This is a genomic window from Blastococcus sp. SYSU DS0828 (genome assembly GCF_054050975.1).
In genome coordinates this window covers 1-11,095 of record NZ_JBJHAK010000026.1, presented here as the reverse complement: position 1 = coordinate 11,095, position 11,095 = coordinate 1, and the positions used below count along the sequence as shown (strand labels likewise).

Genomic DNA, 11,095 nt, shown 5'->3' with positions numbered 1-11,095 from the left:
TCAGGCCACCCGCAGCTCCTCGACGTCGGCCTCGCGCAGGCTCACGCCGAGCCCCGGGGCAGCGAGGTCCGGCCGGACCCGGCCCTCCCGCGGCTCGGGGGCGCCGTCGAACAGCCGGCGCTCGAACCGCTCGTGGTCGTGGAACCACTCGAGGTGGCGCAGGTTGGGCGTGGCCAGGCCGAGGTGTGCGTGCAGGGTGGGCACGCAGTGCGCGGAGACCTCGAGCCCGTGCCCCGCGGCCACCGCCGCCGCGCGCAACCACTCGGTGACCCCGCCGCAGCGGCTGGCGTCCACCTGCAGGCAGTCGACGGCGCCGGCGCCGCAGAGGGCAGCGAAGTCCTCGATCCGCGCGCCGTACTCCCCGGCGGCGACGTCGCAGTCCAGGGACCGGCGCACGAGTCGCAGCCCGGCCAGGTCGTCGGAGGAGACCGGCTCCTCGAACCAGACCACCCCCAGGTCGTCGAGCGCCCGGCCCACCCGGACCGCCTGCTTGGCGGTGTAGCCGCCGTTGGCGTCGACCAGCAGATCGACGCGGTCCCCGACGACCTCGCGGGCCAGCCGCGTGCGGGCCAGGTCGCGGCGCTCCGCGCTGCCCCACGACTCCCCGATCTTGATCTTCACCCGGTCGAAGCCCCGGTCGAGCCAGCCCGTCAGCTGCTCGCGGGTCGCGGCGTCGTCGTAGGTGGTGAACCCACCGCTGGCGTAGACCGGCGAGTCCCGCCGCACGGCCCCCAGGAGCACCGCCAGCGGCACGTCGAGCAGCCGCGCCTTCAGGTCCCAGAGGGCGACGTCGACCGCGGAGATCGCCATCGCGACCAGGCCGGGAACGCCGGCGTTGCGGGCGGCCCGGGCCATGGCATGCGTGGCGTCCTGCGGGTGCAGGGCCGATCGCCCCTCCACCACGCCGGCGAGCAGGCCGGGGATGAGCGCCGCGGTGGACTGGTCGGCATAGGTCCAGCCGGTCCCGGTGCGGTCCCCGGCAGCGGCGTGCACCACGATCGCCGTCGTCGCGTCCCACTGCAGGGTGCCGTCGGCCTCGGGGCGGTCGGTCGGCAGCCGGTAGACGGCAACGACCACGCTCTGCACCGGGACGTCCGGTGTGGTTCCCACGGCAGCGGTGCTCCTCTCCAGGAGGTGGTCAGCCGGCGGAGCGGCCGGTCAGCGTGCGCCGCACCGCGGTGACCGCCCCGGTCACCGCGGCGGTGGTGACGCCGCCGGCCGCCGCGAGCACCGCCCCCTGCGCCAGCCGGCCCGGCGGATGCGGGGCCGGTGCCAGCACCCGTTCCGGGTTGTCCTCGAGCCGCGCGCCGGTCACCAGACCGGCGAGCGCCTCGGCCAGGTGCACCGCCCTGCGGCCGGTGTCGGCCTGCTCGACCTGGGTGCGGCAGCTGAAGCCGTCGGCGAGCACCACCGCCTGGGGGTCGCCCTCGCGCACCGCGGGCAGCAGGGCCTGCTCGGCACAGGCCATGGAGACGTCGTAGTGACCGCGCTCGAACCCGAAGTTGCCGGCCAGTCCGCAGCAGCCGGAGTTCAGCACGTCGGCGTCGAACCCGGCCCTCCGCATCAGCTCGCGGTCCTGGTCGAAGCCCATGATCGAGTGGTGGTGGCAGTGGGTCTGGACCATCGCCGCGCGATCCGCCCGAGGGGGCTCCCACTCCGGAGCGCGCTCGCCCAGCAGCTCGGCGAGCGTGCGGGTGGACGCCGCGAGCAGCCGGACGTCCTCGTCGTCCGGGAGCAGCTCAGGGGCGTCGGACCGGAAGACCGCGGTGCAGCTGGGCTCCAGCGCCACGACCGGCATGCCCGCGCGCAGCTCCGGTGCGAGCGCGCCCGCCGTCCGGCGCAGGATCCGTGCGGCCGTCGCCAACTGGCCCGTGGAGATCCAGGTGAGCCCGCAGCAGAGCTCCTGGTCGGGGATCCGCACGGTGAAGCCGGCGTCCTCCAGCACCGTCACCGCCGCCTCGCCGATGTGCGGCTGGAAGAACTCGGTGAACGTGTCCGGCCAGAGCAGCACCTCGCCGCGCTCCCCCGTTCCTCGGGGTCCCCGGTCGCGGTACCAGGAGGTGAAGCGCTGCGGGGCGAACAGCGGCAGGTCGCGCTCCGGGGTCACCCCGCCGACCGCCTTGGCCACCGTGCGCACCCCCGGCGTCTGCGTCAGGGCGTTCACCACCCGCGGCGCCAGCGCGGCGAACCGCGCGACCAGCGGCAGCCAGCCGAGCGTGTAGTGGGTCCGCGGGCGCAGCCGGCCCGCGTAGTGGTGCGACAGGAACTCCGCCTTGTACGTCGCCATGTCCACGTCGACCGGGCAGTCGCTGCGGCAGCCCTTGCACGCCAGGCAGAGGTCCAGCGCGTCCCGGACCGCGGTGGAACGCCAGCGGTCGCGGATGACGTCGCCGCGGAGCATCTCGAACAGCAGGCGCGCGCGGCCGCGGGTGGAGTGCTTCTCGTCGCCGGTCACCTGGTAGCTCGGGCACATCACCTGGCCGGACCCGACCTCCAGGGAGGAGCGGCACTTGCCGACGCCGACGCACCGGGCTGCGGCGTGGGCGAACGAGCCGTCGTCCTCCGGGTAGCCGAAGGCGACCTCGGGCTGCCAGGCGGGGTAGTCGGCGGTGACCCGGAGGTGCTCGTCGAGGGGGTACGGGGCGACGACCTTCCCCGGGTTCATCCGGTTGTCCGGGTCCAGCAGCGCCTTCATGCGGCCGAACGCCTCGACGATCTCGGGTTCGAACATCCGGGGCAGCAGTTCGCCGCGCACCTGACCATCGCCGTGCTCGCCGGACATGGAGCCGCCGTAGCGGGTGACGAGCTCGGCGGCGTCCTCGAGGAACGGGCGGTAGGTGTCCTCGCCGCCCGGTGCGCCCAGCGGGAACGGTATGCGCAGGTGCACGCACCCGTGACCGAAGTGCCCGTACAGGGAGGAGGGCGTCAGGCCGTGCCGGTCGAGCAGCTCCGCGAGGTCGGCCAGGTACTCCCCGAGCTGATCGGGTGCGACGGCGGAGTCCTCCCACCCCGGCCAGGTGTCGTGCGCGTCCGGCGGATGCGCAGTTGCGCCGAGCCCGGACTCGCGGAAGGCCCACATGTCCGCCTGGTCCGCGGGGTCGCTCAGGACCAGCACGGCCGGCGGCTCGGGCGCGGAGCGGAGGTCCTCGACCATCCGATCCATGCGTCCGCCCAGTTCCTCCTCGTCCTCCCCGGCGAGCTCGACCAGCAACCAGCCGCTGCCGTCGGGCAGCTTCTCCAGGGCCCGGGGGTTCATCCCGAGCTCGTCCTGGTTGCGGCGGAGCACCTCGTCGACGCCCTCGAGCCGGTGCGGACGGTGCGGGAGCAGCCGGGCGACGTCGCGGCCCGCGGCGACGACGTCGGGGTAGCCCAGGACCGCCAGGCGGCGCACCCGCGGCAGCTCCGACAGCTGCAGCTCCGCGCGCAGCACGGTCACCAGCGTCCCCTCGCTGCCCACCAGCGCCCGGGCCACGTCGAAGCCGTTCTCGGGCAGCAGCGCGTCGAGGTTGTAGCCGGAGACGCGGCGCGGGATCCGCGGGAAACCGGTGCGGATCTCGGCGAGGTAGCGGTCCCGCAGCGCCCGGAGCCCGCGGTAGACCTCGGCGCGGCGGCCACCCGCCCGGACGATCTCGGCGTACTCCTCGTCGCTCGTCGGCCCGACCCACATGCGGGTGCCGTCGGGCAGCAGGACCTCCAGCCGGGAGACCTTGTCCACCGCCTTGCCGTACACCTGCGCCGAGGCCCCGCACGCGTTGTTGCCGAGCATGCCGCCGACCGTGCAGGTCCAGTGGGTCGCCGGCTGCGGCCCCCAGGTGAGCCCGTGCTCGGCGAGCCGGGCGTCGAGGTGGTCGAGCACCATGCCCGGCTCCACGACGCAGGTCCGCCGGTCGGTGTCGACCGAGACCAGGCCGGTGCAGTACCGGCTCCAGTCCAGGACGACGGCGGCGTTGGTGGTCTGGCCGGCGAGGCTGGTGCCGCCGCCTCGCGACAGCAGGGGCACACCGTGCTCGCGGCAGACCGCCGCCGCCTCGACCGCCGCCTCCACCGTCCGCGGTTCCACGACCCCCAGCGGCGGGATCCGGTAGTTCGAGGCATCGGTGGAGTACGCGCCGCGGGTGCCGGTGTCGAACCGGACACCGCCGTCGACCCGGCGGCGCAGGTCGGCCGCCAGCGCCGCGACGTCCACCCGGTGGGGCCCGGCAGGCTCCGGCGGCAGGCTGGTGGGTGGGGGCAGATCGGTGACCGCCATCGCTCAGCCCCGGTGCGGCAGGAACTCCTGGATCTTGGTCTTGGCCCCCTGCCTGACCACACCCCACGCGTCCTCGTCGCCCTTGAACAGCGACCTGGCCGTCTCGGTCATCTGCTCGAGCGTCGCGTGCGGCGGGATGGGTGGTACGTCGGCGTCGACGTGCACGTCGAGCAGCGCCGGCCGGCCCGCCGCCAGCGCGCGGTCCCACGCCGGCCCCAGCTGGTCCGGGTCGTCCACCGTGATCGCCTCGAAGCCGAGGCCGGCGGCGAACGCGGCGTAGGAGACGTCGGGCAGCGTCTGCGAGTCGGCGAGCTTCGGGAACCCGCCCATGGCCCGCATCTCCCAGGTCACCTGGTTGAGGTCGTTGTTGTGCAGGACCGCGATCACCATGCGGGGGTCGGTCCACTCCCGCCAGTACCGGGAGATGGTGATGAGCTCGGCCAGGCCGTTCATCTGCATCGCCCCGTCGCCGACGAAGGCGATGACCGGCCGGTCGGGGTGCCCGAACTTGGCACCGATGCCGTAGGGCACCGCCGGGCCCATGGTGGCCAGCGTCCCGGACAGCGAGCCCCGGGTGTCCGGGCCGAACCGCAGGTGACGCGCGTACCAGTTGGCCGACGACCCGGAGTCCGCGGTGATGATGGCGTTGCCGGGCATCCGATCGTTCAGCTCGTAGAACAGCCGCATGGGGTTGACCGGGTCGGAGTCGGTCATGGCACGCATGTGGATGGTCTCCCACCAGCGCCGGACACCGTCCTCGATGCCCTCCCGCCACGAGCGGTCGGCCTTGCGCTCCAGCAGCGGGATCAGCGCCCGGAGGGTGGTGGCGGCGTCCCCCACGAGGTTCAGCTCGTACGGGTACCGCATGCCGATGTACTTCGCGTCGTGGTCGATCTGGACCCCGCGGGCCTGGCCGTACTCGGGGAAGAACTCGCTGTAGGGCAGGTTGGAGCCGACCGTCAGCAGGGTGTCGCAGTCCTTCATCATGTCCCAGGTCGGCCGGGTGCCCAGCAGCCCGATCGACCCGGTCACGAACGGCAGGTCGTCGGGGAGCACGTCCTTGCCGAGCAGCGCCTTCGCCACGCCGGCGCCGAGGATGTCGGCGACCTCGATGACCTCCGCGCGGGCGCCCCGAGCCCCCTGGCCGACGAGCATCGCGACCTTGCTCCCGCTGTTGAGCAGGTCGGCGGCGGCGCGGATCGACCGGTCGTCCGGAACGATCGTCGGCGCCGAGGTGTGTGCGCTGCTGGAAGGCACCATCTTGTGCTCGTGCGTCGGCGGGCTGTACTCCAGCTCCTGCACGTCGGCCGGGATGATCACCGCGGTCGGCGCGTGCTCGGCGGCCGCGATCCGCATGGCGCGGTCGATCACGTTGGGGAGCTGCTCGGGCGTGTTCACCACGTGCACGTAGTGGTGGGCGACGTCCTTGAACAGCGACAGCAGGTCGACCTCCTGCTGGTAGGAGCCGCCCATGGCGCTCCGGTCGGTCTGCCCGACGATCGCGACCACGGGCACGTGGTCGAGCTTGGCGTCGTACAGCCCGTTGAGCAGGTGGATCGCGCCCGGCCCCGAGGTGGCCATGCAGACGCCCACCCGGCCGGTGAACTTGGCGTACCCCACCGCCTCGAAGGCGGACATCTCCTCGTGCCGGGACTGGACGTACTGCAGGCCGTCCTGCTTCCCGAACGCCTCGAGGATGCCGTTGATCCCGTCACCGGGATAGGAGAAGACCTTCTCGACGCCCCACTCCCGGAGGCGGTCCAGCAGGACGTCGGCGACAGTCTGGCTCATGGGGAGATCCCTCCCGTTGGGTTGCACCGTCCTTGGACGCGCTACCCGTCGAGCCGGGATGAAACCGAGACGGGACTTTACGATCGGATGACCATGTCCCCCAGTCGAGGTGAGGGGGACGACCGGTCGGTCGAGCACGTCGGCCCCCGGGGACGACACGGAGGCAGCCACGCTCACCGCCGAGCCCGCCTCGTCAGCGGGTGCTCGTGCTCGGGGCGGGGACGACGTCTTCTCCGGCCTCGCGAGTGGGCGCGCAGCCCGGACCTTCCGGCCGCCCCGTTCAGGCCCCGACCCAACCCCCGGTAGCCACGGACGCGGCACCGGCCAACCCGGGAGGACCGATGAGCGCAGGAGGAGACCACCGCGGGCACGGTGGACCGCATGATCCCGAGTTCCGCGTCGGGCGCGGAAAGCCGGCCCGGCGGCGGATCGCCGCGCTCGCCGTCGCGATCATCGTCATCATCTTCGCCGTCATGCTGGGCGTGTGGCTGCTCGGCAGGTCCGCCGCCGACGCGCAGAGCCCAGCCGGGGCCGGGGGCGCGGACCACAGCGCTGAGGCGGAACCGGCCGCTGACGGGGTTTGCCCGGGCCTCGATCGGTCCGGTCAGCGGGCCGACCGGACCGCCTGAGCGAGCCGGACTCGAGGCACACGATCTCGGGCACGTGCTCGAGCGCGCACCCGCACCGACGCAGCCACCCCGCCCCGGCCGTCGGTGAGGACGACCCGGTCGGACTGCGTACCCACGGTCGGCCGCTGACGACAGTGGCCCCGCCGAGCCCGTCTCCGGGGCCCGGCGGGGCCACTGCACTGCGTTGGTAGCGGGGACAGGATTCGAACCTGCGACCTCTGGGTTATGAGCCCAGCGAGCTACCGAGCTGCTCCACCCCGCGTTGCGTCCGCCACCCTACCCTCTCGGCGGGACCGACCCGCTGTCGGCCCCGTGGTCGGCGCGACCACGGGGCCGACAGCCGGCTCAGGAGGTGCTGGACGTGCCCGCTGCCGGCGGCGCAGCCGTCGCCCCGCCGGTGGGGTGACCGTTCGGCGACGCCGTCGTGCCGGGAAGCAGCGGGTCCTCCGGAGCGCGGCGCGGGAGACGGGGCTCCTCCCCCAGCCCCTTGACCAGCGACGCGAGCACCATGAGGAGCACGACCGCGAAGGGGAAGGCGGCGACGATCGAGGCGGTCTGCACCCCGCCCAGGCCGCCGCTGACCAGCAGGACGGCTGCGGAGGCGGAGATGACCAGCCCCCAGATCACGCTGACGACGCGCGCCGGGTCCTGCCCACCGCGGCTGCTGAGCGAGCCGAGCACGAAGGTGGCGGAGTCGGCGCTGGTCACGAAGAACGTGACGATCAGGATCATCGCCCCGATCCCGGCCACCACCCCACCGGGCAGCGTGTCGAGCAGCCCGAACAGCTGCGACTCGGTCGACTGCCCGGCGAGCTCCGCCCCCTCCTGCTCGGCGAGGATCCCGGCTCCGCCGAAGACGGAGAACCACAGCCCGCTGACCAGCGTCGGCACCGCCAGCACGCCGATGACGAACTCCCGGATGGTGCGCCCGCGCGAGATGCGCGCGATGAAGGTCGCGACGAAGGGCGACCAGGAGATCCACCACGCCCAGTAGAAGATCGTCCAGCCGTTGATCCAATCCGACCGCTCGGCGTCGAAGGGGCCGGTCTGCAGGCTCATCGTGGGGAGCTCGGCGAGGTAGCTGCCGAGGGTCGTGGTGAACGCACCGACCAGCCGGCCGGACGCCGCGGTGAACAGCACGAAGGCGAAGAGCCCCACCGCGAGGACGACGTTGGCGGTCGACAGCCACTTGATCCCGCGGTTGATCCCGGAGAGCGCCGAGATCAGGAAGAGGACGGTGACCACCGCGATGATGGCCAGCTGCACGCCGGAACCGGTCGCGATGCCGTCGTCGAGCGAGGCGAGGCCCCCGTTGATCTGCGCGGCGCCCAGGCCGAGCGACGTGGCGACACCGAAGACGGTGGCGACCACGGCGACCGTGTCCACCGCCACGCCGAGCGGGCCGTCGACGCGGTCACCGAGCAGCGGTCGCAGCGCCCCGCTGATCGTGGCCTTCCAGCCGCGGCGGAACCGGGCGTAGGCCAGGGCCAGGGCCAGGACGGCGTAGATGCCCCAGGGGTGCAGGCCCCAGTGGAAGAACGAGTAGCGCAACGCATCCCGGGCGGCCTCCGTGGTCCCCGGGTCGGCCGTCGGCGGGGTGAGGAAGTGCGACACCGGCTCCGCCACGCCCCAGAACACCAGGCCGATGCCCATACCCGCGCTGAAGAGCATCGAGAACCAGGCCCGGGTGCTGTACTCCGGCCGGTCGGTGTCCGCACCCAGCCGCACCCGTCCCCACCGCGAGGCCGCGACCACGATCACCGCGACCAGCACGATCGTGGCGGTGAGCAGGTAGAACCAGCCGAACCGGTCGACCACGAAGGTGCGCGCCGAGGTGGCGGCGGAGTCGAGGGACTCCGGTGACAGCACGCCCCAGAGGACGAAGGGGAGCACGATGGCCAGCGAGGCCCAGAAGACGGCGGATGTTCTTCGCACGAGCGGAAGGATCCTTCGGTCGGGAACAAGAGAGCCGGGCGCCCACCGGCGGCAGACCGTACGGGGGCGGGGTCGACGGCCGGACGACGATCCAGACTTGCACCACTTGCGGAGCGCCGCATCTTTCCGGGCGTGACAAGCCCCACCCCCGCGGGACCGGAACCGTCGGGGATCGTGGGCGGGTGCCACCTCAGCCGCCCACGCAGCAGGACCCCCACCACGCCGTCGACCTCGCCCTCCGGGCGGGGGAACTGCTGCTGTCGGCCGGCGCCAGCGCCGCCGAGGTGACCGCCACGTGCACGGTCGTGGCCCGGTCCTGCGGGCTCGGGCGGGTGGAGTGCGACATCACCTTCACCTCGATCACGGTCTCCGGCCACCCCGCCGCGGACGCCGCCCCGATCAGCGGGCTGCGCCTGGTCCAGCGGCGGGAGCTGGACTACTCCCGCGCCACCGCCGTCCACAACGTGGTCGGCGACCTGGCCGCGGGACGGGTGACCCCGCCGGAGGCCGACCACCGGCTGCGGGCGATCGCCACCGCACGGCACCCCTACCGCCGGTGGGTGGTCACCGGGGCGCGTGCGTTCCTGGCCGCCGGGGTCGCCGTGCTGCTCGGCGCCGGGCCCGTGGTGACGGCGGCCGCCTTCGGTGCCACGGTGCTGGTCGACCTCGCCATCGACCGCCTCGGCCGCCGCGGACTGCCGCCCTTCTTCCTCAACGCCGCCGGCGGGCTGATCGCCACCTCGGTCGCCCTCGCCCTCGTGGCCGCCGACATCGGCGTCCGCCCGTCGCTCGTCGTCGCCGGCGGCATCGTGCTGCTGCTGCCGGGTGTCACGCTCGTCGGCTCGGTGCACGACGCGATCACCGGCTTCTACGTGACGGCGAGCGCCCGGGCCTTCGAGACGTTGCTGCTGACGGCCGGGATCATCAGCGGGGTGGCGGTCGGGCTGTCGATCGGCGTGCGGCTCGGCGTGCCGATGACGATGTGGGACCCCTCGCCCAGCGGTTTGGCGGAGGTGCCGCTGCAGCTCGCGGCCGCAGCCGCCGTCTCGGCCTCCTTCGCCGTCGCCAACTACGCCCCCCGGCGCACCCTGGCTCCGGCGGCGGCCGCCGGTGCGCTCGGCTGGGCGGTGTTCGTCGGGCTGGACCAGCTGCGGCTGTCGGTCACCCTCGCGACGGCCGCCGCCGCCGTCGTCATCGGCCTCGGCAGCTTCGTCATGGCTGCCCGCCAGCGGGTCCCCGCGCTGGTCTACGTGGCCGCCGGGATCATCCCGCTGCTGCCCGGGCTCGCCATCTACCGGGGTCTGCGCCGGCTCACCGAGGGCGACACGCTGGGCGGCCTCACGCTGCTCGGGACCGCCATCGCCATCGGCCTGGCGCTGGCGGCGGGGTCCCTGCTCGGCGAGTACGTGGCGCAGTCCCTGCGACGGACCAGGCTGCCCGGGGAGCGGCGCCTGACCGGCCTGGTCCAGGCCCGAGGAGCACGCGCGCGGAGCGTCACCGGCGGCGGTCGCGGGGTGGCGCGCGCCTGACGCGGAGGCGTCGGCACGGACCCGTGTGAACGGTGGGACGGGCCGTCACGCGCGAGGCGCCGGACCCGTGCGCCTCCGGCACCCCCGTTCCCGGCCCGCCTACAGTCCGGGTCGTGGCGGGGGACGTGGCGGCGAGCAGTTTCGTCGGAGACCCGCAGCCGGTGGAGATCCACCACCGCGGGATCTGGTACTCCGGCGAGCTGCTCGGCTGGCGGCACACCCCCGACGGCCGGGTCTCCGCCCGCGTGCGGTGCACCGTCGACGGGCTGCGGCACTCGACGTGGAAGGACCTCGCCGAGCTCCGCCTGCCGGATCCGGCCCACCCACCGCGGCGAGAACCGTTCCCCGCACCGCCGGCACGCCCGCTGGCCGCCGCGCCGGTGGCCGACCCGGACCGCACGCGCCCGCACACGCTGCTCGCCGCGCTGACCACGCGACCGCGCCCACCCGCGCACGTCGGCACGCCGCCGGCCCCACGGTTCCCCGCCGCCCCGGGGACGTCGTCTCCCGTCCAGCAGGTGCCGGCCGGAGGGCGCACCCCGACGGCGGAACCGGCGCTGCCGCCGGCACGACCGCGGCCGACGCCCTACCGCCGTGCACCACGCCAGGCCGACGGCTGGTCGCGCGACTGGCCCGACGCCCGCACGCACGAGGAGCTCAGCGCCGTCTGACCACGGGACCGGCGGCCCGAGCACCCGGAAGGACGAGAACGACGAAGGCCCGACCCCTGGTGGGGCCGGGCCTTCGTGGTGGTAGCGGGGACAGGATTCGAACCTGCGACCTCTGGGTTATGAGCCCAGCGAGCTACCGAGCTGCTCCACCCCGCGTCGGTGACACCACCGTACCAGCCCTGCCGGGGGGGGGGGGGGGGGGGGGGGGGGGGGGGGGGGGGGGGGGGGGGGGGGGGGGGGGGGGGGGGGGCGGGGGCCGGGGGGGGGCGCCGCGGCCCCGCGGCGCGGGCC

Annotated in this window: 7 protein-coding genes and 2 tRNA genes; 3 read left to right on the top strand and 6 right to left on the bottom strand. The window is 74.2% G+C overall.

Translation table 11 applies throughout. The annotated features are described in order from the left end of the window. From ACI79Q_RS17500 to ACI79Q_RS17490, 3 genes are read right to left on the bottom strand one after another with little or no spacing between them, the layout of a single operon-like run. The gene (locus ACI79Q_RS17500; protein ID WP_456589323.1) at nucleotides 1-1,110 is read right to left on the bottom strand and encodes an enolase C-terminal domain-like protein; all 1,110 of its coding nucleotides are present in this window, start codon (nucleotides 1,108-1,110) and stop codon (nucleotides 1-3) included. A 28-nt stretch (nucleotides 1,111-1,138) separates the two neighbouring features. After that, the gene (locus ACI79Q_RS17495) at nucleotides 1,139-4,249 is read right to left on the bottom strand and encodes an FAD-binding and (Fe-S)-binding domain-containing protein (RefSeq protein ID WP_456615099.1); all 3,111 of its coding nucleotides are present in this window, start codon (nucleotides 4,247-4,249) and stop codon (nucleotides 1,139-1,141) included. A 3-nt stretch (nucleotides 4,250-4,252) separates the two neighbouring features. After that, entirely contained in the window at nucleotides 4,253-6,040 is a 1,788-nt protein-coding gene (locus tag ACI79Q_RS17490; RefSeq protein WP_456589325.1) for a thiamine pyrophosphate-requiring protein, read from the bottom strand. A gap of 341 nt (nucleotides 6,041-6,381) precedes the next feature. Here ACI79Q_RS17490 and ACI79Q_RS17485 point away from each other — a divergent pair, with 341 nt between their 5' ends. Further along, a complete protein-coding gene (locus ACI79Q_RS17485) occupies nucleotides 6,382-6,669 on the top strand; it encodes a hypothetical protein (protein WP_456589326.1) in 288 nt (95 codons plus the stop codon). 185 nt (nucleotides 6,670-6,854) lie between these two features. On the opposite strand, the gene ACI79Q_RS17480 is transcribed toward ACI79Q_RS17485, so the two are convergent. Together ACI79Q_RS17480 and ACI79Q_RS17475 are read right to left on the bottom strand one after the other, a co-directional pair. Continuing rightward, a tRNA-Met gene (locus tag ACI79Q_RS17480) sits at nucleotides 6,855-6,931 on the bottom strand. A gap of 83 nt (nucleotides 6,932-7,014) precedes the next feature. Next, complete coding sequence (locus tag ACI79Q_RS17475) at nucleotides 7,015-8,604, bottom strand: BCCT family transporter (protein ID WP_456589327.1); 1,590 nt, start codon at nucleotides 8,602-8,604, stop codon at nucleotides 7,015-7,017. A 182-nt stretch (nucleotides 8,605-8,786) separates the two neighbouring features. Between ACI79Q_RS17475 and ACI79Q_RS17470 the strand changes: the two genes are divergently transcribed. After that, the gene (locus tag ACI79Q_RS17470) at nucleotides 8,787-10,133 is read left to right on the top strand and encodes a threonine/serine ThrE exporter family protein (protein WP_456589328.1); all 1,347 of its coding nucleotides are present in this window, start codon (nucleotides 8,787-8,789) and stop codon (nucleotides 10,131-10,133) included. A 113-nt stretch (nucleotides 10,134-10,246) separates the two neighbouring features. Then, complete coding sequence (locus tag ACI79Q_RS17465) at nucleotides 10,247-10,804, top strand: hypothetical protein (protein ID WP_456589329.1); 558 nt, start codon at nucleotides 10,247-10,249, stop codon at nucleotides 10,802-10,804. Between the two features lie 79 nt (nucleotides 10,805-10,883). Here ACI79Q_RS17465 and ACI79Q_RS17460 read toward each other — a convergent pair. Beyond that, nucleotides 10,884-10,960 (bottom strand) — tRNA-Met (locus tag ACI79Q_RS17460). Nucleotides 10,961-11,095: the final 135 nt, after the last annotated feature.